Source organism: Micromonospora xinjiangensis (assembly GCF_056150165.1).
This window is the reverse complement of the sequence record NZ_JAXCFO010000008.1, coordinates 99940-125332: the sequence shown is the minus strand read 5'-3', so window position 1 is coordinate 125332 and position 25393 is coordinate 99940. Positions and strand designations below refer to the sequence as shown.

At 72.1% G+C, this 25393-nt stretch carries 25 protein-coding genes; 14 read left to right on the top strand and 11 right to left on the bottom strand.

The genetic code is table 11. The features are described 5' to 3' along the window. The first annotated feature begins 52 nt into the window (after positions 1-52). The 8 genes from SM573_RS25815 (at position 53) to SM573_RS25780 (ending at position 6861) form a co-directional block, all read left to right on the top strand. Complete coding sequence (locus tag SM573_RS25815) at positions 53-1117, top strand: glycosyltransferase family 2 protein (protein ID WP_474610828.1); 1065 nt, start codon at positions 53-55, stop codon at positions 1115-1117. A 9-nt stretch (positions 1118-1126) separates the two neighbouring features. Next, positions 1127-2299: a glycosyltransferase gene (locus SM573_RS25810; protein ID WP_474617253.1), complete on the top strand. Its 1173-nt coding sequence runs from the start codon at positions 1127-1129 to the stop codon at positions 2297-2299. A 34-nt stretch (positions 2300-2333) separates the two neighbouring features. Continuing rightward, complete coding sequence (locus tag SM573_RS25805; protein ID WP_474610830.1) at positions 2334-2804, top strand: MarR family winged helix-turn-helix transcriptional regulator; 471 nt, start codon at positions 2334-2336, stop codon at positions 2802-2804. 389 nt (positions 2805-3193) lie between these two features. Next, positions 3194-3817 (top strand): flavodoxin family protein, encoded by a 624-nt coding sequence (locus tag SM573_RS25800; protein ID WP_474617252.1) that lies wholly within the window; start codon positions 3194-3196, stop codon positions 3815-3817. A 224-nt stretch (positions 3818-4041) separates the two neighbouring features. Continuing rightward, on the top strand, positions 4042-4791 hold the full coding sequence (locus SM573_RS25795) for an SDR family NAD(P)-dependent oxidoreductase (protein ID WP_474610832.1): 750 nt from the start codon (positions 4042-4044) through the stop codon (positions 4789-4791). Positions 4792-5314: 523 nt separating this feature from the next. Beyond that, entirely contained in the window at positions 5315-6079 is a 765-nt protein-coding gene (locus SM573_RS25790) for an SDR family NAD(P)-dependent oxidoreductase (protein ID WP_474610833.1), read from the top strand. Positions 6080-6142: 63 nt separating this feature from the next. Beyond that, on the top strand, positions 6143-6442 hold the full coding sequence (locus tag SM573_RS25785) for a muconolactone Delta-isomerase family protein (protein ID WP_474610834.1): 300 nt from the start codon (positions 6143-6145) through the stop codon (positions 6440-6442). Between the two features lie 53 nt (positions 6443-6495). Next, a complete protein-coding gene (locus SM573_RS25780) occupies positions 6496-6861 on the top strand; it encodes a nuclear transport factor 2 family protein (RefSeq protein WP_474610835.1) in 366 nt (121 codons plus the stop codon). A gap of 65 nt (positions 6862-6926) precedes the next feature. Here SM573_RS25780 and SM573_RS25775 read toward each other — a convergent pair whose 3' ends face one another. The 3 genes from SM573_RS25775 to SM573_RS25765 form a co-directional block, all read right to left on the bottom strand. Beyond that, positions 6927-8564: a BCCT family transporter gene (locus SM573_RS25775; protein WP_474610836.1), complete on the bottom strand. Its 1638-nt coding sequence runs from the start codon at positions 8562-8564 to the stop codon at positions 6927-6929. Positions 8565-8873: 309 nt separating this feature from the next. Continuing rightward, positions 8874-9344 (bottom strand): TspO/MBR family protein, encoded by a 471-nt coding sequence (locus SM573_RS25770; RefSeq protein WP_474617251.1) that lies wholly within the window; start codon positions 9342-9344, stop codon positions 8874-8876. Between the two features lie 159 nt (positions 9345-9503). Beyond that, a complete protein-coding gene (locus SM573_RS25765) occupies positions 9504-12032 on the bottom strand; it encodes an alkaline phosphatase D family protein (protein ID WP_474610838.1) in 2529 nt (842 codons plus the stop codon). Between the two features lie 223 nt (positions 12033-12255). Between SM573_RS25765 and SM573_RS25760 the strand changes: the two genes are divergently transcribed. The 3 genes from SM573_RS25760 to SM573_RS25750 all read left to right on the top strand — a co-directional run bounded on the left by SM573_RS25760 (position 12256) and on the right by SM573_RS25750 (position 14850). Further along, complete coding sequence (locus SM573_RS25760; RefSeq protein WP_474610839.1) at positions 12256-13053, top strand: SAM-dependent methyltransferase; 798 nt, start codon at positions 12256-12258, stop codon at positions 13051-13053. Between the two features lie 166 nt (positions 13054-13219). After that, positions 13220-13786, top strand: coding sequence for an RNA polymerase sigma factor (locus tag SM573_RS25755; RefSeq protein ID WP_474610840.1), 567 nt, complete (start codon positions 13220-13222; stop codon positions 13784-13786). Then, a complete protein-coding gene (locus SM573_RS25750; RefSeq protein ID WP_474610841.1) occupies positions 13783-14850 on the top strand; it encodes a hypothetical protein in 1068 nt (355 codons plus the stop codon). Before SM573_RS25755 ends, SM573_RS25750 begins: the two co-directional genes overlap by 4 nt. A 25-nt stretch (positions 14851-14875) precedes the next feature. On the opposite strand, the gene SM573_RS25745 is transcribed toward SM573_RS25750, so the two are convergent. Together SM573_RS25745 and SM573_RS25740 are read right to left on the bottom strand one after the other, a co-directional pair. After that, positions 14876-15679: a MerR family transcriptional regulator gene (locus SM573_RS25745; protein ID WP_474610842.1), complete on the bottom strand. Its 804-nt coding sequence runs from the start codon at positions 15677-15679 to the stop codon at positions 14876-14878. Continuing rightward, positions 15672-16208, bottom strand: a complete 537-nt coding sequence (locus SM573_RS25740) for a VOC family protein (RefSeq protein WP_474610843.1) — start codon at positions 16206-16208, stop codon at positions 15672-15674. Before SM573_RS25740 ends, SM573_RS25745 begins: the two co-directional genes overlap by 8 nt. Positions 16209-16359: 151 nt before the next feature. Here SM573_RS25740 and SM573_RS25735 point away from each other — a divergent pair, with 151 nt between their 5' ends. Then, entirely contained in the window at positions 16360-17124 is a 765-nt protein-coding gene (locus SM573_RS25735) for a DUF427 domain-containing protein (protein ID WP_474610844.1), read from the top strand. Positions 17125-17162: 38 nt separating this feature from the next. Here SM573_RS25735 and SM573_RS25730 read toward each other — a convergent pair whose 3' ends face one another. Continuing rightward, entirely contained in the window at positions 17163-18041 is an 879-nt protein-coding gene (locus SM573_RS25730) for a sulfotransferase domain-containing protein (RefSeq protein WP_474610845.1), read from the bottom strand. Positions 18042-18251: 210 nt separating this feature from the next. On the opposite strand from SM573_RS25730, the gene SM573_RS25725 reads away from it, so the two are divergent. Then, positions 18252-19121 carry an AraC family transcriptional regulator gene (locus tag SM573_RS25725; protein WP_474610846.1) on the top strand — a complete coding sequence of 290 codons (870 nt, stop codon included), beginning with the start codon at positions 18252-18254 and terminating at the stop codon, positions 19119-19121. Between the two features lie 140 nt (positions 19122-19261). Here the strand turns inward: SM573_RS25725 and SM573_RS25720 are convergent, their stop codons facing one another. The 5 genes from SM573_RS25720 to SM573_RS25700 form a co-directional block, all read right to left on the bottom strand. Next, the gene (locus SM573_RS25720; protein WP_474610847.1) at positions 19262-19921 is read right to left on the bottom strand and encodes an MBL fold metallo-hydrolase; all 660 of its coding nucleotides are present in this window, start codon (positions 19919-19921) and stop codon (positions 19262-19264) included. A 393-nt stretch (positions 19922-20314) separates the two neighbouring features. Then, on the bottom strand, positions 20315-22591 hold the full coding sequence (gene katG, locus SM573_RS25715; RefSeq protein ID WP_474610848.1) for a catalase/peroxidase HPI: 2277 nt from the start codon (positions 22589-22591) through the stop codon (positions 20315-20317). 23 nt (positions 22592-22614) lie between these two features. Beyond that, positions 22615-23043 (bottom strand): Fur family transcriptional regulator, encoded by a 429-nt coding sequence (locus tag SM573_RS25710; protein ID WP_474610849.1) that lies wholly within the window; start codon positions 23041-23043, stop codon positions 22615-22617. 167 nt (positions 23044-23210) lie between these two features. Next, a complete protein-coding gene (locus SM573_RS25705) occupies positions 23211-23669 on the bottom strand; it encodes a GrpB family protein (RefSeq protein ID WP_474610850.1) in 459 nt (152 codons plus the stop codon). 142 nt (positions 23670-23811) lie between these two features. Next, positions 23812-24645 carry an alpha/beta fold hydrolase gene (locus tag SM573_RS25700; RefSeq protein WP_474610851.1) on the bottom strand — a complete coding sequence of 278 codons (834 nt, stop codon included), beginning with the start codon at positions 24643-24645 and terminating at the stop codon, positions 23812-23814. A gap of 140 nt (positions 24646-24785) precedes the next feature. On the opposite strand from SM573_RS25700, the gene SM573_RS25695 reads away from it, so the two are divergent. Then, the gene (locus tag SM573_RS25695; RefSeq protein ID WP_474610852.1) at positions 24786-25352 is read left to right on the top strand and encodes a TetR/AcrR family transcriptional regulator; all 567 of its coding nucleotides are present in this window, start codon (positions 24786-24788) and stop codon (positions 25350-25352) included. Positions 25353-25393 lie beyond the last annotated feature (41 nt).

The window sequence follows — 25393 nt, the reverse complement described above, 5'->3', positions numbered from 1 at the left end:
GTTCGACGTCGGCGAATACATCTCGAAATCACGTACGAGTGAGCGAGTATTCATGAGCCGTACACCTGACGTCAGCGTGGTGATCCCCACCTGCGACCGGCCGGACCTGGTGATCCGCGCGGTCCGCAGCGCCCTGACCCAGACCGTCGACACCATCGAGGTCCTCGTCGTGGTGGACGGCGGCGACGAGGCGACCCGGCGGGCCCTGGCCGCCGTGCCCGACGACCGGCTACGGGTGCTGTCGCTGCCCGAACGCGGCGGCGCCCCCAACGCCCGCAACGTCGGTGTCGCCGCGGCCCGCGCGCCGTGGACGGCCTTCCTCGACGACGACGACGAGTGGCTGCCCGAGAAGCTCGAGGTGCAACTCGCCACGGCGGCGACGGCCCGGGAGAGCATGCCCGTCGTGGCCAGCCGGCTGGTCAACCGCACCCCGCGGGCGGAGTTCGTGCTGCCGCGTCGGCTGCCCGAGCCCGGCGAGCCGATCAGCGAGTACCTCACCGTGCGGCGGGGCCTGTTCCACGGCGACGGCTTCATCCAGACCTCGACCATCATGGCGCCGACCGAGTTGCTGCGCCGCGTGCCGTTCACCGTCGGGCTGCGCCGCCAGCAGGAGCTTGACTGGACGCTGCGGGCCGTCGCCCACCCCGACGTCGAGCTGCTGATGACCGCCGAGCCGCTGGTCGTCTGGCACCAGGACGAGGACCGCCCACGGATCAGCCTCCAGTCGCCGTGGGAGGCGCAGTTCGAGTGGCTGAAGGGCATCCGTCCGCTGCTCACCCCGCGCGCGTACGCGGCGCTGGCGATGAGCGTGATCAGCTCGATGGCGGCCACGACGCGCAGCCTCCGGGTGTTCCGGATGCTGCTCGCCGAGGCCCGCCGGCACGGCCGGCCCAGCCTCATCGACTACGTCACCTACCTGCAGATCTGGGTGCTCCCACCGGACCTGCGGCACACGCTGCGCGACCGCCTGCTCGACCGGCGGCGGGGCCGGAACACGACGCCGGACCCGGGACCGGTCCACGCCCCGCACGATTCACGGGCCGTGCACGCCGAGCCACGACCGGCCGTGTTCGCCGAACCGGATCCGGTCGCCGGTTCCGGTGTCCGGCCGCAGTAGGGTCCGGTCATGCCGCAGCCGACGGTGGTCGTCTGGCGCAGCCACCTGCTGCCCGGGTCGGAGACCTTCGTCCGTCACCAGGCCGACGCGCTGACCCGGTGGCGGCCCCGGTTCCTGGGTGCGGTCGGGGTCGCCTCGCCGGTGGCCCGCGACAGCGACGTCATCGCCTTCCCGGACGATCCGCCGGGCCGGGCCGAGCTGCTGCTGCTCAAGCTGACCGGCCGGTCTCCGCGGCTGGACGCGACGCTCGCCCGGCTTGCGCCGGATCTCGTACACGCCCACTTCGGTGGTGACGGCTGGCTGGTCAGCGCGGCCGCCCGACGGCTCCGCGTCCCCCTGATGGTGACCCTGCACGGCCAGGACGTGACCCGGCAGGCCGCCCTGCCCGGAGCGCGGGGAGCCCGCCACCGGCGGCACCTGCGGCAGGCGTTCGACCGGGCCGCCCTGGTGATCGCGGTGTCGGAGTTCATCCGGGACCGGGCGCTCGCTCTCGGTGCCGACCCGGCGAAGGTCCGCGTCCATCACACCGGCGTGCCGGTTCCGCCCCCACCGGCGACGGAGCCGCCGAAGCGGTGGGACGTGGTCTTCGTCGGGCGGTTCGTGGCCAAGAAGGGCGTAGACGACCTGGTGGAGGCGGCGGGAATGCTGCCCGTCGCCCGCCGTCCCCGGCTGCTCCTGATCGGCGACGGGCCGCTCGCCGCACCGGTGCGCGATCGCGCCACCGCGCTCGGCCTGGACGCCACGTTCGTCGGCGCGCAGCCACCCGACGTGGTCCGCCGCCATCTGGCCGAGTCGCGGATCCTGGCGGCCCCGTCGCGGACCGCCCCGGACGGCGACTGCGAGGGGCTGCCCACCACCATCCTGGAAGGGGGCGCGGCCGGCCTGCCGACCGTCGCCACCTGTCACAGCGGCATTCCGGAGGCGGTGCGGCACGGCGAGACCGGGCTGCTCGGCGCGGAAGGTGACCGGTCCGCTCTCGCCGAGCACCTGGACGCGCTGCTCGGCGACGAGGCGTTGCGGCGCCGGCTCGGCCGGGCCGCCCGCGCCCACGTGGCCGCGCACTTCGACGTACGGACCCAGACCCGGCGGCTGGAGGAGCTGTACGACGCGGCACGCTCCGGCGTGGGTGACCGGCCGGGGCGCTCACCGGAGGCGGCGGGGGTGGGCCGGTCACCGGCCTGAGGGTCCCGCGTCCCCCTGCCGGTAGCGTTGAGGGGTGACTGAGCCTGAACGGCTGAACGATCGCGAGCGGCGTGCCTGGTTCGGCTTCCTGACGATGCAGGAGGACATCCGGCGGCACATGAACCGCCAGTTGCTCCGCGAGGCGGGGATCTCCCTCGCGGACTTCGCCGTTCTGAGCAGTCTGCGGCTGCACAAGGAAGGCCCCATGCGGGTCTTCGAGCTGCGGGAGGCCCTGCGATGGGAGAAGACCCGCCTCACCCACCAGATATCCCGCATGATCCGGCGAGGGCTGGTGGAGCGGCGCAGCTGCGCCGAGGACGGTCGGGGGACGCACGTCGCGCTGACGGAGGAGGGGCGTGCGGTGATCGACCGGGCGACTCCCCTGCACCTCCGCTACGTGCGGCGGCTCTTCCTCGACGTGCTGAGCCCCCGGCAACTCGACACCCTGGCCGTGGTGTCGGAGACCGTGCTGGACAACCTGAAGGACGAACCCTTCGAGGAGTGACCCCTCCCGGCCGCGGCCGAGGCTATGGGTGACTCGTCACCGCTCTACCGCTGGAGTTCGGCGACCTCTCCCCGTCCGCGAAGCTGACGGATCACCACCTGGTCCGGCCCCGCGGAGCACGGCACCGATTTCGGTCTTTCCTCCCAGCTCGACCGTTGGTGGCGGATAGTACCGGCCCAACACCGCGTCGTCGGGGGTGCACGGGGGTCTTCGCGGCCGTCCCGCAGGCACGACGCGGCGAGTCGACGCACCCGTCGGTCGCACCGAAGGTTGATGTGTCATCTAACACTAAGCGATGACGCGTCACCCTCTTCTCGTTACGGTTGGCCCCGGCTCGCCCGCCCGGACGGCGCCACGGAAACCACACCCACGAGAAGGAGAGCGATCACATGTCCCACCCCGTCAAGCTCGCGCTGATCTACTACTCCTCGACCGGCACCGGCACGGAGATCGCCAGGACGATGGCCGACGCGGCCGAGGCCGCCGGGGCCGAGGTGCGTGTGCGCAAGGTCGCCGAACTGGCGCCGCAGGCCGCGATCGACTCGAACCCGGCCTGGGCCGCCCACCACGCGGCCACCGCGGACGTGCCCGCCCCGGCCCCCGAGGATCTGACCTGGGCCGACGCGGTCATCTTCGGGTCGCCGACCCGGTTCGGGAACGTCGCGGCCCAGTTGAAGCAGTTCATCGACACGCTGTCACCGCTCTGGCTGGCCGGTGGGCTGGCCGACAAGGTCTACAGCGGATTCACCTCGGCCGGGACGCGCCACGGCGGGCACGAGTCCACATTGCTCGCCCTCTACAACAGCATCCACCACTTCGGCGGCATCATCGTGCCGCCGGCGTACACCGACCCGGTCAAGTTCGTCGACGGCAACCCGTACGGCACCTCGCACCACGCGGTGTGGGGCCCCGACCTCGGCACGATCGACGACGACACCCGCAACGCCGCCCGCCACCAGGCCACCCGCGTCGTGCGGATCGCGGGCGCCCTCAAGCAGGGCAGCACCGCCTGACGCAGCGGCCACGACCCCGCGAAGATCGCCCAGGCCATCCTCACCGCACTGGCCCACGAGACACCCCGCTACGGCTGCCGATGGGCAACGAGACCCTCGACCGCCTCAACGCCGCCGCCCAGCAGACGCAGGACGAGCGGGCCGCCTGGGCGGCCGTCAGCAGGGGCACCGACTTCGAGGAATGAGACCACCCGCATCACGGGTGCGGGAGAGAGGAACTCGCAATGGAACGAGTGGCAGGAAAGACGGCAGTGGTCACCGGCGGCGCGATGGGCATGGGCGCCGCCACCGTCCGAAGGCTCGTGGCCGAGGGCGCGAACGTGGTCGTCGCCGACGTGAACGTCACGGCGGCCGAGGCCCTGGCCGCCGAGATCGGGCCCCGGGCCGTCGTCGAGCGACTCGACGTCCGGTCACCGGAGCAGTGGGCCGCCCTGGTCCGGCGGACGGAGGAGCGGTTCGGGTCCGTCGACATCCTCGTCAACAACGCGGGCATCGCCGATCCCGCCCCACTCGAACAGTGGGACACCGCGCGGCTGCAACGCACGCTGGACGTCAACCTCATCGGGGTCTTCAACGGCATCCAGGCCGTGGTGCCGGCGATGAAGCGGGCGGGTGGCGGCTCGATCGTCAACATCGGCTCCGTGGGCGCCCTGCAGGGGGTCCCCCGGATGTCCGGGTACGTCGTCTCGAAGTGGGCGGTCCGCGGCCTGACGAAGACCGCCGCACTGGAGCTGGGCGCGTACGGGATCCGGGTGAACGCCGTCCACCCCGGTCAGATCAGCACCCCGATGACGAGCGGGGTCACCTTCGACACCAGCGGCGTGGCGCTGGGTCGCGTCGGGCAGCCCGACGACATCGCCCGGATCGTCCTCTTCTTCGCCAGCGACGACTCGCAGTTCGTCACCGGCAGCGAGGTGGCGGGCGACGGCGGGCAGATCGCAGGCCAGGCCGACTACCAGGGCCTGCCGCGGTAACAGCCGCCGGTCCCTTCGGCCACGAGCCGGAGGACACGCCGCCGGTGCCCGCCGTCCGCCGGCCCGACCGGGTCGGGCCGGCAGACGGCCACCGCGACCCGTGACGACTCGCGACCGAGGAGTCCGGGGCGCGGCGCCGGCGGCGGGCCGGGCGGTGCCGGTCGGCCCGCACGCCACCTCATCGAGCACGAGAAGGCGTGGGCGCGGCGCTGATGGGCGGCGCCCTGAGCGCCCACACCGCCCGCCGACCGAGGCCCGCTACCGTCTCGGCTTCGCGGCGCTGGGCATCGCCGGTGCCATCGCCCTGCTCGCCGCGCTGGCGGTGCCGGCACGTCGGGCCACGCCGCCGGCCTGAGCACCCGGATTGCTTTCCTCCGATCCGCGACCGGCGGCACCCCCTCGCCGCGTACCGTGCGGGTTAGCGGCCGAAGCCACCCCCACACCGTCGGGGGCGCGGCGGCTGTGGGATCCCGCGATCGCCGGAGGGAGCCGCCGGAGCAGGTCGCTCACCTGGAGGAGTTCCATGGGAACGCTCGACGGAAAGGTCGTGCTCGTCACCGGCACCGGTGGTGGGATGGGCCGCACCGCGGCACTGGTCTTCGCCCGCGAGGGTGCGAAGGTCGTGGGCTGCGACATCCAGGCCGCCGGCAACGACGAGACGGCGGCTCTGGTCCGGCGAGACGGCGGGGAGATGACCGGTGTCGCGCCGGTCGACCTCACCGACCCGGACGCGGTACGGCAGCTCGTCGAGGACGCCGTGGCCGCCTACGGCGGGCTCGACGTGGTCTACAACAACGCCGCCTCGCTGCGGTTCGGTCCGATGCCCGACTTCTCGGTGGAGGACTGGCGGGCGACCATCACCGGGGAACTGGACATCCCCTTCTTCGTGTCGAAGTTCGCGTGGCCGCACCTGGTCCAGCGGGGCGGGGGCGTCATCATCAACGTGGCGTCGATGGCCGCGATGATCGCCGGCGAGGTTCCCCCGATGGTCGGGCACTGCGCGGCGAACGCCGGGATCATCGGCATGACGCGACAGCTCGCGCTCGAGGGCGCGCCCCACGGCATCCGGGTCCTGGCGATCAGCCCCGGGCCCGTCCTGACCCCGGCCAGCGACCGGGACCTGGGCGACGACCAGGCGGCCCGGGACGCGATCACCCGCAAGACGCTGCTCAAGCGCTTCGCGCGACCCGAGGAGGTCGTGGAGCTGGGCGCGTTCCTCGCCTCCGACCGGGCGGCGTACCTGACGGGATGCAACATCCCCGTCGAGGGCGGCGCGACCGCCTGGTAGCGTGCGGCGGCTCCCCGGCGCCGGGCGGGCCGGGCCGCGCGACGCGACCGATGGAGGGAACCTGTGGAGTTCTTCGTCGACATGGTGACGTCGGTGCCGGAGGGCACGACCGACGACGAGGTCGCGGCCATGCGCGAGCGGGAGGCCGCGCGGTCGGCACAGCTGGCGGCGCAGGGGAGCCTTCTGCGGCTGTGGCGGCCGCCGTTGGGGCCGGGCGAGTGGCGGACGTGGGGGCTCTTCCGGGCCGACGACGAGGACGAGCTGGAGGCGGTGCTCGCGTCCATGCCGCTGCGCGCCTGGCGCACGGAGACCGTCACGCCGTTGACGCCGCACCCGAACGACCCGGGTCCGTCGACCCGCTGATCAGACCGGACCCGCCGGGCCCGCCACCTACCTGGAGAGTCGAGCAGACGATCATGACCAGCACCGAGACCGGGATCCTGCGCGGCGTCCTCGACCAGTGGCGGTCCGCCGTCGACGCCCACGACCCCGAGCGGGTCGCGTCGTACTTCACCGACGACGCGATCTTCCAGGGCCTGCACCCCTACAGCGTCGGCCCGGGTGGCGTCGCCGCGTACTACGACGCGCAACCGATCGGCATGACGGCGTCGTACGAGATCCGGGAGACCCGGCGCCTCGCCGACGACGTCGTCCTCGGCTACCTGGACGTCGAGTTCGCGTTCACCGACCGGCCGGCCCTGAACGTTCACCTCGGCGTTATCGTGCGCCGGATCGGCGATCGCTGGCTCGTCAACCACTACCAGGTGTCCCGGCTCGGCTGACGGCGGAGCCCGGGCGGCCCGGGACGCGGGCCGGCCACCAGCGGCCCGGCCCGCGTCGCCGCGGGTCAGGTCGCGTCGGACGGAGCGGCTGCCGGGCCCGCGGTGGCGGCTGCCAGGACCCTGGCCTCCGGCGCCATCGTCGCGGTGGCGGGCTCCCGGCGCAGCTCGCGCAGCAGCCCGGCGACCATGCCGACCATCACGAACAGGAACGGCAGCGCCGCGAGGATGGTCAGCGACTGGAGGGCCGACAGGCCCCCGGCGAGCAGCAGCACCGCGGCGACCAGGCCGGTCAGGGTGCCCCACATGGCGACCAACCAGTTCCTCGGCTCGATGGCGCCGCGCGAGGAGAGAGTGCCCATCACGACGGAGGCGGCGTCCGCACCGCTGACGAAGAAGAGCGCCACCAGCACCATGACCAGGACGGCCGTGACCGTGAAGAGCGGGTACTCGCGCAGCACCGCGAAGAGCGCCGCCTCCGGGCTCTCGGCGACGGCGGCCGACAGGTCCGTCCCACCGAGTTGCAGGTGTACGGCGGTGCCGCCGAACACCGAGAACCAGACGACGCTGACGAGGCTGGGGATGAGCACGACGCCGAGGACGAACTGGCGGATGGTCCGGCCCTTGGAGATGCGGGCGATGAACGCGCCCACGAAGGGGGTCCAGGAGATCCACCACGCCCAGTAGAAGATCGTCCAGCTCGCCATCCACGCCTCGCCGCCGAACGCGCCGGTGCGGAAGCTCATGGGGATGAGGTCGTAGAGGTAACCGCCGGTGGAGGCGGTGAGCGTGTTCAGGACGAACACCGTCGGGCCCACCACGAGCAGGAAGAACAGCAGCGCCACGGCGAGCACCATGTTGGTGTTCGACAGAAACTGGATGCCCTTCTTGACGCCGGTCACAGCGGAGATCACGAAGGCGACGGTGAGCAGGGCGATGATGCCGATCGCGAGCGGGGTGGACGCGGGCACGCCCCAGAGGTTGGTGAGCCCGCTGTTGATCTGCAGGGCTCCCAGCCCGAGAGAGACCGCCGACCCGAACAGCGTCGCGAGAATCGCGAAGATGTCGATGGCCCGGCCCGGGCCTCGCTCGGCGCGGTCACCGATGAGCGGGAAGAAGGCGCTGCTGATGAGTCCGCGCCGCCCCTTGCGGAAGGTGAAATAGGCCAGCGCCAGCCCGACGACCGCGTAGATCGCCCACGGGTGCAGGGCCCAGTGGAAGAACGAGTACTCCATGGCGACCCGGGCGGCCTGCGGAGTGTTCGGCTCGTTCAGCCCGCGGGGCGGGGTGCCGAGGTGGGACAGCGGTTCGGCCGCGCCCCAGAACATCAGCCCGATACCCATCCCGGCGCTGAACATCATGGCCACCCAGGAGACGGTCGAGAACTCCGGCTGGTCGTCGTCGCGGCCGAGCTTGATCCGGCCGTACCGACTCAGCGCGAGCCAGGCCGACAGCACCACGAACCCGGCGCTGGCCAGCACGAACACCCAACCGAACGACCCGCTCACCCAGTCCAGCGCGGCGCTCGTGACCGACGCCAGGCTGTCGGTGGCCACGATGCCCCACAGGACGAAGAGCACCGACGTGGCGGCGGTGACGCCGAGCACCACCCGGTCGACCTGGCGGGGCGGGCGCGCCGGGCGTACCGCCGGGTCGCCCGGTGGCAGGTCGTTCTCCGTCGCCGTCCTTCTCGCGGGCACGGTCATGGGCAGGGATCCTCCGTGATGTCGCGAGACCCCGGGCCGCCGCCGGGCGCTGTCCGCGCCGCGGACCCGGGTGCCTCTCGTGATCCTGGCGAGTCAGGCGTTCGGGAACCGGAAGCCGTCGCCGGTCACGCGCGTCGTCGCAGGGGTGGCGATGATCCTGGTTCCGCCGCGGCTCGCACTCCAGTCGTCACGACGAACGCGCCCACCACTCTGGGTGCGGATCGTGGAGAACCGTCTGCGGTTCCATGACGGTTTCGTGAAACCGGCGCCGGGTCGCGCCGCGCGTGCTCCCGGCGGGACCGTGGGAGCTCACCCGCGCCGGTTGAGGCTCACGATGGCGGTGTTGAGTGCCGTGGCGAACACCGTCCACGCGGCGTAGGGGGCCAGCGCCAGACCGGCGACCCGGTCGGCGCGGGCGGCACGGCGCAGCACGACGAGGTTGGACACGTTGAGCGCGCCGATCTCGGCCAGCGCGATGGCCGGCCTGCGGGCGCGGAAGAACAGCGCGGTCCAGCCGGCGTTGAGCGCCAGGTTCAGCGCGTAGGCGCGCGCGAACGCGGCGCGTTCGGCGCCGCTGCCGCGGTCCAGCGCGCGGGTGCCCGCCACCGCGATCAGCGCGTACACGGGGGTCCACACCAGGGGAAACGCCGCCGGCGGCGGCTGCCAGCGGGGCTTGCGCAGCCTCCGGTACCAGCGCGAGGAGGGGTCGGTGGCCACCGCGCCGGCGACCGCCGTCGCGGCGACGGCCGCGCCGGTCGTGATCCAGGTGGGTGCGCGCATGCCCTCCCCTACCCGTCGACGTGGCGGTCAATCCGGTCGCCGCACGCCGGGGCGTTCGCCCCGGCCGGTCGCCGCCGGCCGGCGCCGCGTCATCGTGCCCGCCGACCTGTGCCGGGGCGTGCGGGCGGCCGCACCCCGGCCGCCCGCAGGCCGGGGCGCTCAGAGGCGGCCGAGCACCGCGAACGGGTCGGCGTCTGCGCCGCTGTCGACGGCGACGATCCGCCGCCGCAGGGTGAACGCCGCACCCGGGGCGAGCGTCACCTCGTACTGGCTCATCACCCAGTTGTAGGCGGCGTACGCGCCGAAGCCGGCCGTCTCGTAGAGCAGGCCGTAGGTCTGCCGGTCGCTGCCGGTCATTCCGATCCACGGGGCCGCCGGCGGGTAGTCGGCCGGCGCGCTGGCCTCGATGGTTCCGTGGCCCGGCACCCCGCTGCGCTGGCCGGCGCCGTCGTAGTCGATGGCGTCGCCGGCCCAGAAGGTGCGGGCCGTGGCGCCCCGGTTGGTGAAGACGCTCTCCGCCGTCACCCACGGCTCGCCCGGCCGGACGGTGTACGTGGTGACCACGTCGAGGTCCGGGACGGCGGTGCTGGCGCCCACCGCCCGCACCGACGCCGTGGCGCCGCCGGGCGAGAGCACCTCGACACCGGTCGACCGGACGGTCCGCTGCTGCCAGGCGTTCGTGCCGCGCGGCCGGGTCGCCGACGCGTACGGCAGGTTGATCCAGTCGAGCTGGTCGAGGCGGCCGACGGCGGCCAGGTCGAGCGGCTTGCCGACGGTCGTCGGGCTCAGCTGGGAGTCCTCCGTCCCGGTGGAGACGGCCATGGCGATGAGGTCGTTGCCGATGACGATGTCGGCCGGGGTCGCCTCGGCCAGCGGGCCGGGCACCGCCCGGCCGGTGCCGGCCCGGACGGCGGCGCGGGCCAGCCGCAGGTCGAGCGTGGTCGGCCGCCCCTCGACGACCGTCGCGGGACGGGTGAGCGGCTCGTAGCCGACCCCGTTGACCGCCACCGTGTAGCTGCCGGGGGGCGCGAACGCGAGGACCTCGCCCGACGGGTCGGTGGTGTTCGACGCGAGGCGGCTCCCGTCCGCCCGGATCACCGCCACCTCGACGTTCGGCAGGGCGACACCGGTGGTCGCGTCGGTGACGCGCCCGACGATGCCGTCCCCCGCGTCGATCCGGCGGGCTCCGGGCCGGCCGTCGCGCACCTCGAACGCCGCGATCGTGTACGCCGGCGAGGCGGCGTCCCGGGCGTCGAGCACGATCCGCAGGTGGGACTGCCAGCGCTTCTCGGTGACGTCGCAGATCACGTACCCCCGGTAGCTGCCGTTGTAGAACCTGACGTGCGGGTTGGCCGCGAGGCCGGCGCGCACGTCGGCGTCCCAGCCGGCGCCGGACGAGATCGACGTGCCGACGAACTCGGTCGCGACGACCCGGGCGTGCGGGTCGCCGAAGTCGGTCTTCAGGTCGTTGACCCAGTGGGTGTGCCAGTCGCCACTGAGGACGATGGGGTTGGCGATGCGCTGCGTCGCGATGTGGTCGAGGATGCGCGCGCGGGCCAGCGGATAGCCGTCCCACTGGTCGAGGTTGACGATCTTCTTGGGGCCGAGGTCGTAGTCGAACTCCGCCATGATGGTCTGCTGCGCGATGACGTTCCAGCGCGCCCTGGAGTCGCTGAGCCCCTTGAGCAGCCAGCGTTCCTGCTCCGGGCCGGTCATCGTCCGCTCCGGGTCGAACACCTCGCCGACGGGCTCCTTGCGCCCGTCACCGAGCGCCTGGTCGGTGCGGTACTGCCGGGTGTCGAGCACGCTGAACCGCGCGAGCCGGCCGTAGTCGGCCCGGCGGTACATGAGGGCGTCGGGGCCGTCCGGGCGCTGGTGCGGGCGCAGCGGCAGGTGCTCGTAGTACGCCTGGTAGCCGTTGGCCCGGCGCTCCGGGAAGGGCCGCCCGTCGCCGGCGCTCCCGGCAACCTCACCGGCGTAGTTGTTCTGCACCTCGTGGTCGTCCCAGGTGAGGATGAACGGGAACCGGGCGTGCGCCTCGCGCAGGTCGGGCGAGGTCTTGTAGAGCGCGTGCAGCCGCCGGAACTCGGTGAGGCTGCCGTCGGTGGTCTCGTAGATGTAGTCGCCGAGGTGCACCACGAAGTCGAGGTCCTGGCCGGCCATGTCCCGGTAGGCCGGGTAGGGGCCGCCGACCCAGGACTGGCAGGAGGCGAAGGCGAACCGCATGTGGTCGACCTTCGCGCCCGGCCGGGGAAAGGTCCGGGTCCGTCCGGTACGGCTGTGCACCCCGTCGGCCCTGAACCGGTACCAGTACCAGCGGTCCGCCTTGAGGCCGTCGACCACGACGTGCACGGAGTGCGCCGACGCCGGTTCGGCGGTCACCCGGCCCGCGTCGACGACGTGCCGGAACTCCGGGTCGGTGGCGATCTCCCAGCGGACCTGGACCGGCTCCGGGGGCATGCCGCCGTCGACGGCGTTGAGCGGGTCGGCGACGAGCCTCGTCCAGAGCACGACGCTCTCGTGGTCGGGTTCACCGGACGCGACCCCGATGGCGAACGGCGCCGGATCCAGTTCGTCGGCGTACGCCGCGGGAAGTCGGCCGATCAGCTGGCTGACGGCGATCGCACCGGCGGTGCCCCCGGCGAGGGTGAGGAAATGTCGCCGGCTGATCGGGGAAGCGTCTGTCATGGACCACACCTGCTCTGTCGAAGCGAGATCGTGTCGACAGCGTGGTGGGTCCGGTCACCCGGCTCCTGAAGATGGTGTTGCCGCCGGGGGTACGGCACATGGCGACATCCCGTCGTCACGAGAGCGGCCACCGGGCCGGCGGTATCCGAAGTGGACGCGCCGTGGGTAGCATGCCCGTCGTGTCGACCAGTGGCACACCACAACCGATCGACGGGAGCCCGGCATGGCAGGCCGCGAGGCCGATCTGGCCGCGAAGATCCAGTCCGACGTGCCGCACGCGGCACGGATCTGGAACTACTGGATGGGTGGCAAGGACAACTTCCAGGCGGACCGGGCGGCCGGCGACGCGGTGGCCGAGGTCTACCCGGAGATCGTCGTGATGGCGCGGGAGTCCCGCCGGTTCCTGCTGCGCGCGGTGCGCTTCCTCGCCGCCGAGGCGGGGATCCGGCAGTTCCTGGACATCGGCACCGGCCTGCCCACCATGCAGAACACCCACGCGGTGGCCCAGCGGGTGGCGCCCGAGTCGCGCGTCGTCTACGTGGACAACGACCCCATGGTCCTCGTGCACGCCCGCGCGTTGCTGGCCGACTCGACCTCCGAGGGCGTAACGGCCTACGTGCCCGCCGACTACCACGAGCCGGACCGGATCGTGGCCGAGGCGGCGCGCACGCTGGACTTCGACCGGCCCGTCGCCGTGATGTTCATGGGGGTGATGGGCTACGAACCGGACCTGGACACGGTGCGCTCGATCGTCGACCGGGTCGTCGGCGCCACCGCGTCCGGCAGCTACCTCGTGCTGTGGGACGGCACGGACACCAGCCCCTCGGTGGTCGCCGGCGCCGAACGGCTGGCGCGGAGCGGGGGCGTCCCGTACATCCTGCGCAGCCCGCGCGACCTCGCTGGCTGCTTCGCCGGGTTGACCATGGTGGAGCCTGGGCTGGTGCCCATTCCGCTGTGGCGTCCGGACGACGCCGACGCCGAGGCGATCGACGCGTACGGAGCGGTGGCCCGCAAGCCCTGAGCAGGTCCGCCGCCCGCGTCAGCCGGCCGCCCGAGAGCCAATTCCGGCCTCTCCCCCGCGCCGTCCTCGGACCTCGGCCCTGTCGTGCCACACCCGGATTGCGGATCGGCCGTGCGGGCGACGGCAGCGCTGTCACGATCGGCGCCCTCCCGGACATGAGGTGGGTGTGAGCTCCGGGACCGACCACGAGGACCGCTTCCGACGCGTCTACGCCGGCAACTTCCACCCCTTGCTGGCGTACGCCCTTCGGCGCTCCGCGCAGCCCGAGGACGCCGCCGACGTCGTGGCCGAGACCTTCCTCGTGGCCTGGCGCCGCAGCCACGAGATGCCTCCCGACCCCGACGTCAGGCTGTGGTTGTACGGCGTCGCCCGCCGTGTGCTCGCCAACCACCACCGCACCGGCCTGCGCCGTGAGCGCCTGGGTGAGCGGCTCCGGCAACGGTTGAGGGACGTCGTCTCCGCCGACCCCGGCACGGAGGTGCCCGAACGGCTCGCCGTCCGGGCCGCACTGGCCCGCCTCAACGAGCTGGACCGGGAGGTCCTGACGCTCACCGTCTGGGAGGGCCTGGAACCGCGTGAGATCGCCGCCGTCCTCCAGGTGACGCCGGCCGTCGTTCGCACCCGCCTGTCGCGCGCGCGAGCCCGGCTGCGCGAGGTGATCGGTGACGACGTCGGCCCACCCGGACATGTACTCGACGTCCTGACCGCACGCGCCCCGAGGGAGGGCAGATGACCGACGAGCACCTCGACCAGATGGTCCGGGACGCCGACCCCTACCGACCCGATGCCATCGGACAGCTCGGCGGGGCGCAACAGCGCCTCCTGGAGGAGATCATGTCCGTGCCCACTCTCCACCGCGTCCTCGAACCGGCGCCGTCTCGCCCCCCGGCGCGGCGCGGCCTGGCCCGCCGCGCCGCCGGCGCGGTGGCCGCGGCGGCGGTCCTCACCGGCGCCGTCGCCGTTCCCGCCCGGCAAGGCGACCACCCGGACCAGCGCGCCGCCGTCCCCGCCGGAACCCCCGCTGGGTACGCGGCCGCGGCGATGAGGGCCGCCGATGAGAATCCACGGCTGCTCGTCAACCAGCCCGGCTGGACGGTGACCACGGTCTACGGGTTCGCGAAGCAGCAGGGCACGATCGCGTTCAGCAACGGCAGGCGGGGGCTGGAGATGAACTGGTATCCCGCCGACGCTCACGACGACTTCCTCACCGACCGCCTCTCCCTCGGCAGGCCGGAGCCGGTGACGGTGGACACCTGGCCCGGGAACCTCTTCACCTACCAGGCCGGTGACTTCGCCGTCATGCTCCAGCCCCGCGACGGTGTCTTCGTCGAACTGCGCACCGTGGGCCGCTGGACCCGAGAGGGGTTCGACCGGCTCCTCACCGACGTCGTGCGCGTCGACGCGCGCACCTGGCTGGCCGCGCTTCCGGCGGAAGTCGTCACACCGGACCGGGGCGTCACGGAGGCGACCCGGCTGCTCGCCGACGTGCCGCTCCCGCCCGCGTTCGACGTCGCCGCCCTCGGCGGCGTCGGCACCAACGACCCCTACCAGTTCGGCGCAGCGGTGACCGGTCGCGTCGGCTGTGCGTGGATCCGGGAGTGGCTGCGCGCGGAGCGCAGCGGCGACGACGCCGCGCTCCAGCGCGCGGGCGACGCGTTGCGCAGCAGCCACCGGTGGCAGGTGCTGCGGCGGATGGACGAGAAGGGTGACTGGCCGGAGGTGCTCTGGGAGATCGCCGACGAGGTCGCCGCCGGAAACCCACCGGCCGGCTACGCCGAGGCCCTGGGGTGCGACTAGTCGCACCCCGTCAGGTCCGCGCGCCCTACTGCCAGGTGGCGGTGTCGGGGTCGATGCCGTGGGCGCGCGCGCTGGCGTCGATGCTCTGCCGGAACCAGGTGGCGAGGCCGGGGCGGATGCCGTCGTAGTGGGCGGCGAATCCCGGGTCGGCCTCGAACATGCGGCCGAGGCAGACCTGCATCTGCCGGGTGAGGGGGAAGTACGACGCGAAGACCTCGCGGTGCCGCTCGACGAGGTGATTCGCCTCCGCGCTGCCAGGGGCGACACCGGCGTCCATCGCGTCCGCGAGGGCACTGTCGAACGCGGTGACGGTGTCGGCGACGGCCTGCCACTCCTCCGGGCCGCGCGAGGCCGCGCGTTCGGCGTACTGCTGCCACTGCGTCGTGTCCCCGTAGCGCCGGCGGGCCTGGGCGGGCCAGTCCGCGTTCCACCCGGGGCCGAAGATCGCGGCCTGCTGCTCGGCGGTGAGCAGCAGGCCGCGCTCGTGTGCGGCGATCATCCGATCCAGGCCGGCGCCGAGCTGCTGGAGGCGGTCGATCCGTTGGGCGACCTGGGTGCGCTGCGCGCGCAGCGCGTCGGTCACGTCCGCGGTCGAGTCGTCCAGGACGGTCCGGATCCCGTCCAGGCCCAGACCGATCTCCCGGTAGACGACGATGCGGTGCAGCCGCTCCAGGTCGCCTGCGGTGTAGAGCCGGTATCCGGCAGAGGTGCGCAGCGACGGACGCGCCAGACCGATGTCGTCCCAGTGGTGCAGCGCGCGGACCGTCACGCCCAGACGCGCCGAGACCTGACCGACGGTCAGGCCGTCGGCGTCGCTGGTGTCAGGCATGGTCCCCATTGTCGCCGCCAGCGACGCCGGGCGGGACGATGCCGACGGCTTCGAGGTTCCGCGCCTCCGCACTGGCCGGATCGAAGGGCTTCGCCGCGGTGAGGACGACCCGTGCGTTCTCCGGGGTGATCACCTCCACGTCGCGGGTGTTCCAGGGCGTGTCCCGTGGGCCGTCGACCGAGTTCGGGTCCACCGCACGACAGGCTTCGACAACGGAGTCGACCTGGTTGAGCACGCAGGCGAAACTGACGCTCATCGCCGGCGGCTCCGCCGGGACGCTCGCCGCCGAGACGAGGAGCACGTCCTGGAACGCCCACCGGCGCAGGTGCACGAGCGTGCCGGGGATGCGGAACAGCTCGATGAACCCGAGCCCGCGGACCCAGAAGTCCACCGACGCCGCCAGATCGTTCGTGGGGATCGTCACGAACGCGGGCATCCCGTAGATGCCCCGGAACGGCTCCGGCGCCACGGCGTCGGGGCCGGGGGTGGGCACGGGGCTGATCTCGAAGGCGTTGTAGTAGTCGCTCATGCACCCCACCCTCCGGCCTCACGCACCGTGAGGGTCAAGTCGGTTCCCGGGATCGGTCCCCTCGGTTCCGCCGCCGGCGCCACGCACACCGGGTCCTCGACTCCCGGTCGTTGACCCGACGCACTCGATCCCGCTCTGTTATAGAGGGAAGATGCCGGATTACCCCAGGGCGATCACCCCGGACCGCCGGGTCGAGCCGGTGCCGCGCCGCGTCCGTGCGTACCTCGCGGGCGAGTTGGTGCTGGACACGAAGCGGGCGCAGTACGTGTGGGAGTGGCCGTTCTACCCGCAGTACTACGTCCCGCTCGCCGACGTCAACCGCGACTTCCTGGTCGACGAGCACCGTACGGAGCGGATCCCGTGCGGCACCGGCCGGGTGCACGGGCTACGGGTCGGGGAGACCTCCCGCCCGTCGGCCGCCCGGTGGTACGGAGACGACGCTCTGCCCGGGCTGGCGGACACCGTCCGGTTCGAGTGGGCCGCCCTGGACAGTTGGTTCGAGGAGGACGAGGAGGTCTTCGTTCACCCCCGCAACCCGTACGCGCGGGTCGACGCCCTGCGGTCCACCCGCCACGTACGGGTGGAGCTCGACGGGCTCGTCCTGGCCGAGTCGGCGTCGCCGGTGCTGGTCTTCGAGACCGGTCTGCCCACCCGCTACTACCTCGACCGCACGGGGGTGAACTTCGCGCACCTCGTACCGTCGGAGACCACGACGGCCTGTCCGTACAAGGGCCGCACCAGCCGCTACTGGTCCGTCGACGCCGGTGGCACCCGCCACCCGGACCTGGCCTGGTCCTACGAGTTCCCCACCGGCGCCCTCCTGCCGATCGCCGGGCTGGTCGCCTTCTACAACGAGAAGGTCGACCTGATCGTCGACGGTGAGCGGCTCGCCCGGCCGAAGACGCATTTCTCCTGACGGTGGCGGCGGGCCGCGCGCGAGGGGTTCCCGTCGTCCTAATCCCCGTTGTGGGTCAGGTCCCGCGCGGGGTATCCGAGAAGCTCGACGAGGTCACCCGTGGCCGCGACGAAAGCCTCGTGGACCTCGTCGTCGAAATGGTTCCGCCAGTCGCCGGCCTTGCCTTTCCGATAGTGGTGACCCGATCGGTCCCCCGCGCCGCCGCCGCTCATTTTCGAGAAGCTGTACCGGGAGACGAGGGCGGCCAGTTCGTCGGGTGGGATCACGATTCCGCAGTGCCGCATCAGGTGATCGACCTCGTCGAGCTGCCGCTCTCCGGTCAGGTCCTCGTAGCGGAACAACCGGAAGGTCTCGGCGCTCGGCGCGACGGCCCACGACCGGAGGGAACGGAAGAGCCCCCTCTCGGAGAGGTAGGTGATGACGTGCAGCAGGCCGTCCTTCTTCTGGCTCTCCCGCAGGACGCCCCGGATCCGGGGGATGTCACCCATCGGGGCGTGCGAGCTGCGGAGCGAGAAGTAACTCGAGACCACGATGTCACGCGGGTCGCGCAGCACGAAGAACGCGCGGTGCTTGTCAGGTTTCGGGATGGCCCGGTATCGCTCGTAGGGAAGGAACACGGACAGGGCCATGTGACCGGGCGGGGGCACGGACCGTTGACGCCGTCTGGACAGGCGCGGGACGTAGGGCAACAGCCCGGAGTGGCGATACACGACGGGGTCGCTGAACAGCGACTTGATCCATTGGCTGCCGGTCTTGTGCACGGTGAAGTGGTAGATGTTCTCGTATTCGCAGCGCGTGGTCACCGGAACCGTGAGCCGGAGTCGCGCGTTGTGCGCTTCGAGCATCGAACGCCGGGCCAGGACCCGTACCGAATCAGGGGCGTGCTGCTTGGTCAACCTGACGGTCCAACCGATCACGCTGCGCACCCTACCGGCCGGCGCTGGCCCGGGAAACCCTGTCGCCGCCGATGTCCGAGGTCGGCATTCTCCCGCCCCTCCGGCCGGCGTTCGGGGCGCCGGGCGGACCCACCTGCGCGAGCATCCGGGAGGCGCATGATCGGATCGGACCGGAACGGTCGGGCGCAGCGCGGGGCCCGTCGCCCAGGCTTGACGTCGAAAGGAGGCCTCGTGATCTCGGCACTCAACCGGCTGGTCGATCTCGTGGAGGAACACCTCACCGAGGAGTTGGACATCGACGCGCTGGCCAGGGCGGCTGGCACGACCGAGTACCACCTGCGCCGGATGTTCTCGTCGTTGGCCGGCATGCCGCTGTCGGAGTACGTGCGCCGACGCCGCATGACCGTCGCCGCCGCCGACGTCGTCCGGGGTGAGGACGACCTGCTCAGCATCGCGGTCCGGCACGGATACGCCTCGACCGAGGCGTTCGGACGCGCGTTCCGGGCGGTCCACGGCACCGGCCCCGGTGACGTACGCCGAGACGGAGGCCCCCTTCGCACGCAACCACAGCTCAGGTTCCACCTGACCGTCGAAGGGAGCACCCCCATGCACACCCGCATCGTCGACCGACCCGCGTTCCGGCTCGTCGGACACGCCGCCCGAGTCCCGTTGATCCACCGGGGCGTCAACCCGCACATCCAACAGCACATCGCGGCGCTGCCGCAGGAGGAGCATCTGCGGCTCAAGGCGCTCGGCGACACCGAGCCCGCGGGGCTGCTGCAGGTCTGCGACGACCTCGACCCGGACGCCACGGAGGGGAGCGAGCTGACCTACCTGCACGGCGTGGCCGTCTCCGGCGGGGCGCCGGCCCCCGACGACCTCGACACCATCGAGGTGCCGGCCGGCACGTGGGCGGCCTTCCGCACCAGCGGACCGTACCCGCACGCCCTGCAGCAGACCTGGGCCGCGACCGCGACCGAGTGGTTCCCCTCCAACCCGTGGCGGCTTCGACCGGGCCCGTCGATCGTCGCGGTGCTCGAGCGGGCGGACGACTTCAGCACCGCGACCTGCGAGCTGTGGCTGCCCGTCGAACCGGCCTGACGCACTCCGGCGGGGCGTCGCGACGAGGGAGCCGCCCGCTCCCCCGTCGCGGCGCCCGGCCGTGGGCGCCGCGACGGTGCGGGGACGGGGCGCGTCCGTCGGCCGTCGGGTCCGCCGACCACGCAGAGGGTCCGGCGGTGTCAGAGGGTCGCGGTGTCGCCGGGCCGGGCGAGGTCGTGCCAGGTGATCCCGAGCTGCTCGACGTAGGGGCGGTAGGTGTCGTAGCGCTGGGCGACGAAGAAGTCCTTGGCGTAGCCGTCGTGCAGCGGTACGACGGCCTTGGGCTGGAGCTGGGCGATGAAGCCGGCGACGAGTCGTTCGGTCAGGTACGGGCCCATGACCGGCACCGCGAGCAGGTCGACGCCCCGGTGGGTGAACAGGACCGGGTGCAGGGAGTCGCCGCAGTGCAGGACACGGCCGTCGACGAGGTACGCCACGTTCGCGGGTGTCTCGTCGGCCAGCACGGGCTCGTGGTCCGCGGAGATCACGTCGATGCTCATGGCGCCGACGTGGTGCCGGCCGGGTGCGAGCACGGTGACCGTCAGCCCGTGCTCGCGGAGGTGATCGGCGGTCTGTCGGTTGCCGAGCAGGGGCGCGCCGGTGCGGCGCACGATCGCGGCCAGGGCCTCCGGGTCGGCGTGGTCGGGGTGGTGGTGGGTCACCGCGATCGCGTCCACGTCGCCGAAGTCGTCGGGTGTGACGCGGCCTTCGATGAAGGTGAAGCGGCCGGGGTCCACCAGTAGCCGGCTCCCGGTGGACTCCACGAGCAGACACGAGTGCAGGTACTTGGTGACGCGCATGGTGGTCGCCTACCCGGCCGGTCGCGGCTCATGCGGCCTCGTGCGCCCGGTCAGGCCGGCTGTGGCGCACGCCGCTCGTCCTCGTCCGGCCGCCGAGGATGCGGTGGACCGCCTCGACCGCCAGCGGCGCGCTGATGGCGTAGATGTCCCGCCCGCTGGCGGTGACGCGTCGTCGCGTGCCGCCGGAGCGGACGACGACGTCGACGTGAACGTCCGGGCGGGGCGGCCGCGCTCGTCGACCGCCGCCCGTGCGGGCGTGCCCGGGGCGGCCAGGTCGCTGGCCGCGTCGGTGGTCATGTACCTGCCTCGGGGATGGACAGGTTGCTGGGGACGGTGACGACCGAGCCCCGGCCGATCACGGGGATCGACCGGGGCTCGGCGGTGGGAGTGGGATCAGGCGAGGTCGAACCGGTCGAGCTCCATGACCTTGGTCCAGGCCGCGACGAAGTCGGCGACGAACTTCTCGCGAGCGTCCGCGCTGGCGTACACCTCGGCGAGCGCCCGCAGCTGGGAGTTCGAGCCGAAGATGAGGTCGACCGCGGTGGCGGTCCACTTCACCTCGTCGGTGGCCAGGTCCCGGATCTCGTACACGTGCTCGTCGGACTCCGACGCCTTCCACCGCGTGCCCGGGGAGAGCAGGTTGGTGAAGAAGTCGTTGGTGAGCACGCCCGGCCGGTCGGTGAGGACGCCGTGGCGCGTACCACCGACGTTGGCGCCGAGGGCGCGCAGACCACCGACGAGGACGGTCATCTCCGGCGCGGTCAGGTTGAGCATGTACGCACGGTCGACGAGCAGCACCTCCGGCTGGGTCTTCTCGCCGGCACGCAGGTAGTTGCGGAACCCGTCGGCGCGCGGCTCGAGGACCCGGAACGACTCGACGTCGGTCTGCTCCTGCGAGGCGTCGGTGCGGCCCGGGTGGAACGGCACCGTCACCTCGACGCCGGCGTCCCGCGCCGCCTTCTCGACCGCGGCCGAGCCGGCCAGCACGATCAGGTCGGCGAGCGAGATCTTGGCGCCACCGGCGGAGTTGAACTCCCGCTGGATGCCCTCGAGGACGTTCAGCACCGTGGCGAGCTGCTCGGGCTGGTTGACCTCCCAGCTGCGCTGCGGCTCGAGACGGATCCGGGCGCCGTTGGCGCCACCGCGCTTGTCGGTGGACCGGAAGCTCGCGGCCGAGGCCCAGGCGGTCGAGACCAGCTGGGCGGTGGTGAGGCCCGACTCCAGCACCTTCGCCTTGAGCGCCGTGATGTCGGCGTCGCTCACGAGCTCGTGGTCGACGGCCGGCACCGGGTCCTGCCAGAGCTGAGGCTCGGGCACCCACGGCCCGAGGAAGCGGCTGACCGGGCCCATGTCGCGGTGCAGCAGCTTGTACCAGGCCTTGGCGAACGCCAGCGCGAACTCGTCGGGGTTCTCCAGGAACCGGCGCGAGATCTTCTCGTAGGTCGGGTCGACGCGCAACGCCAGGTCGGTGGTGAGCATCGTCGGCTTGTACTTCTTCGCCGGGTCGTAGGGGTCCGGGATGATCGCCTCGGCGTCCTTGGCGACCCACTGCTTCGCGCCACCGGGGCTCGTGGTGAGCTCCCACTCGTAGCCGAAGAGGATCTCGAAGAAGCGGTTGCTCCACTGCGTCGGCCGGTCGGTCCACGTCACCTCGAGACCACTGGTGATCGTGTCCGGCCCCTTGCCGCTGCGGTAGGTGCTCAGCCAGCCCAGGCCCTGCGCCTCCAGCGGGGCGGCCTCGGGCTCCGGGCCCACGTGGTCGTCGGCGACGCCGGCGCCGTGGGTCTTGCCGAAGGTGTGGCCGCCGGCGATGAGGGCGACGGTCTCCTCGTCGTTCATCGCCATCCGGGCGAAGGTCTCCCGGATGAAGTGCGCCGCCGCGGCCGGGTCCGCGTTGCCGCGGGGGCCCTCCGGGTTGACGTAGATGAGACCCATCTCGGTCGCGCCGACGTCGCCCACCATCTCCTTCTCGGAGACGTAGCGCTCGTCGCCGAGCCAGGTGTCCTCCGGACCCCAGAAGATCTCCTCGGGCTCCCAGACGTCCTCCCGGCCGAAGCCGAAACCGAAGGTCTTGAAGCCCATCGACTCCAGGGCGACGTTGCCGGCGAGCACGAGCAGGTCGGCCCAGGAGATCTTCTGGCCGTACTTCTGCTTGACCGGCCACAGCAGGCGCCGGGCCTTGTCCAGGTTGGCGTTGTCGGGCCAGCTGTTGAGCGGGGCGAACCGCTGCGCGCCGTCGCCGGCGCCACCGCGGCCGTCGTGGATGCGGTACGTGCCGGCGGCGTGCCAGCTCATCCGGATCATGAGGCCGCCGTAGTGGCCGAAGTCGGCGGGCCACCAGTCCTGGGAGGTGGTGAGGACCTTGATGATGTCCTGCTTGAGGGCCTCGACGTCGAGCTTGGCGAACTCCTTCGCGTAGCTGAAGTCCGGGCCCAGCGGGTTGCCCTTCGGCGAGTTCGCGTGCAGCACCGACAGGTCGAGCTGGTTGGGCCACCAGTCCCGGTTCGTGCGCGGCCGACCGCCCGTCTTCGGAGTCGGCGAGTCGATCGCCGGGTTCTCGCTCTCGCTGCCGTGCGCGGTCACGGAGTCGTGCGCGACCGGGCAGCCAGCCGCCGCCTTCTTGTCCACGCCCTGGGCGCTGGCGGGAGCGTTGTCCTGAGTGTCGCTCATCTACTTCCTTCCGAACTGGCGGATCACTGGGACGTGCGTTCGGTCGCGCAGTCGGGGCAGGTGCCCCAGTAGACGACCTCCGCCTCGTCGACCGCGAAGCCGTGGTCGTCGGAGGCGGTGAGACAGGGAGCCTGACCGACGGCGCAGTCGACGTCGGCGATGGAGCCGCAGGAGCGGCAGATGACGTGGTGGTGGTTGTCCCCCACCCGGGATTCGTACCGGGCGGTGGCACCGGCGGGCTGGATGCGCCGCACCAGACCGGCGTCGGTGAGCGCCCGCAGCACGTTATACACCGCCTGGTGGGACACCGTGGGATGCTTCGCCCGGACCAGCGAGATCACCGTGTCGGTGTCGACGTGCGGATGGTCGCGCAGCGCTGCGAGCACCGCCAACCGAGGCTGGGTCACCCGCAACGAGACCGACCGCAGCTGGGTCTCGAAGTCGGACGTCATGACCCGAACATAGCCCACTCTTCTGGAACTGTTCAAGTTTGGTTTCGGTCCCAAGCGGTGCGAATTTCCTGAGAACGGTAGATAGCCGTGATTTCAGGCACGCACCGAGGGGTCCCCCGATGTCTTACCAGCCCGCGCCGCGACCGTCACCGCACGACGCGCCCGAATCAGCTCCGACCGGCGTCGGCGGCCGCGAAGATGCGCCGGTAGATCTCGTCGATGACCGGGGTCTTCGCGAGGCTGTAGTCGGTGGGCCGGTCGGCGGTCTCCCGCGCCAGTCGCCGCTTCGCCGCGGCGTAGCGCTCCCGGTCCTCGGGGTGCGAACGCAGCCGGTCACGGAACAGCCGGTGCCGGACGGGTTCGGGCGCGGCCCGCGGCCAGACGTGCAGATGGATGTCCTCCGCCGGGCCGACGAGCATCCGGTGCTCCTGCCACCACGGCTCACGGAGCACGAGCCGGTACCCGAGCCGTTCCAGCGCCGGCACGTAGCGGCTCTCCTCGGTCGCGTCCTCGACGAGGAGATCGATGTCGATGATCCGCTTCGCGTCCCGGGCGGCTCCCCCACGAGGGCGGCGGCCTGCCGCTCCGCGGTGCCGTGGCAGCGCTGCCTGATCTCCTGGGCGCACTCCACCGACCCGACCTCCCGTCAAGACCGAAGTCGATCAGGATACGACGCCGGGGAGCGCCGCGCTGCCACGGCGCTCCCCGAGGCGGTACGGCCGGAGCCGGGGCCGCCCGCTGCGGCGACCCCGGCTCCGGCGGTGGGGACTACTTGGCGAGGAAGGCCAGCAGGGCCTCGTTCACCTCGTCGGCGTGGGTCCAGAGCAGACCGTGCGGGGCTCCGGGGATCTCGACGTAGTCGGCGGCCGGCAGCCGCTTGTGGAACTCGCGGGCGGTGGCGTCGATCGGCAGGATGTTGTCCGCCGTGCCGTGCAGGATCAGCGCCGGAACGTCGATCTTCTCGATGTCGGCCCGGAAGTCGGTGACCCAGGTCGGCACGGCGGCGCTGGAGGCGTACCAGGAGGCACCGGCGGCGACGTTCCAGCTGTTGCGCAGGGCCTCTTCGGAGAGGCGGCTGCCCAGCGTCTCGTCGGTGTTGTAGAAGTTGCGGTAGAAGTCGGTGAAGTAGGCGTACCGGTCGGCGGTGACGGCGGCGAGGATCCCGTCGAAGACCTCCTGGGGCACGCCGGTCGGGTTGTCGTCGGTCTTGAGCAGGAACGGCTCCAGCGAGGCCAGGAAGGCGGCCTTGGCGATCCGGCCCGAGCCGTACCGGCCGAGGTAACGGCCCACCTCGCCGGTGCCCATGCTGAACCCGACGAGAACGACGTCGGTCAGGTCGAGCGTCTCGAGCAGGGTGTTGAGGTCGGCGGCGAAGGTGTCGTAGTCGTAGCCGACGGTGGGCTGGCTGGACCGCCCGAAGCCGCGCCGGTCGTAGGTGATCACCCGGTAGCCGGCGGCGAGCAGCGCGGCGCTCTGCTTCTCCCAGGAGTGCCCGTCGAGGGGGTAACCGTGGATGAGCACGACCGGCTGCCCCTGACCGTGGTCCTCGTAGTAGAGGTCGATGGTGGTGCTGTTCTCGGTCCCGACGGTGATGTAGGGCATGACGACTCCCCTGTACCTGCGGAGAACGGTCGTTCTCCGATCTGTGGACTAGACTAGAGAACGTGCGTTCTCGGCGCTAGTCCCTCAGCGGGCATCCGGCCGTGAGCGTCGTCACCAGGACCGGACAGCGGGAGGCGAACATGCCGGCACAGACCGACGAGGCGGTCCGCGAGAGGGTGCTGGCCATCGCGGACCGGCTCTACTACAGCCGCGGCATCCAGACGGTCGGCATGGATGCGCTGCGGGCCGAGGCCGGCGTCTCCCTCAAACGCCTCTACCAGCTCTTCCCCTCGAAGGAGTGCCTCGTCGAGGAGGTCCTGCACCGCCGACGCCAGACCTGGAACCGCCTCGTCGAGACAGCCGTCGCCACCGGGGAGACTCCTCGGGCCCGGCTGCTCGCCGTCTACGACATGCTCGCCCGGTGGTTCGACGAGGACGACTTCCGCGGCTGCGTCTTCATCAACACGTTCGGCGAGCTGGGTGGGAGCACACCCCGCATCGCCAACCTCGTCCGCGAGCACAAGGCCCAGTTCCAGGCCCGCATCGCCGAACTCGTCGCCGAGGCCGGCGGCCCCGCGTCGCTCGCCTTCCAACTCGCCATCCTGGCCGAGGGCGCGCAGACCACCGCCGCCATCGCCGGCACGAGCGAGGCGGCGGACCACGCCCGCGCCGCCGCGGCGACGCTCATCGACACCGCCCTGGCCTGAACGGCCGCCCTCGGGTCCGCCCGTGTCGCCGGGAGGACGTC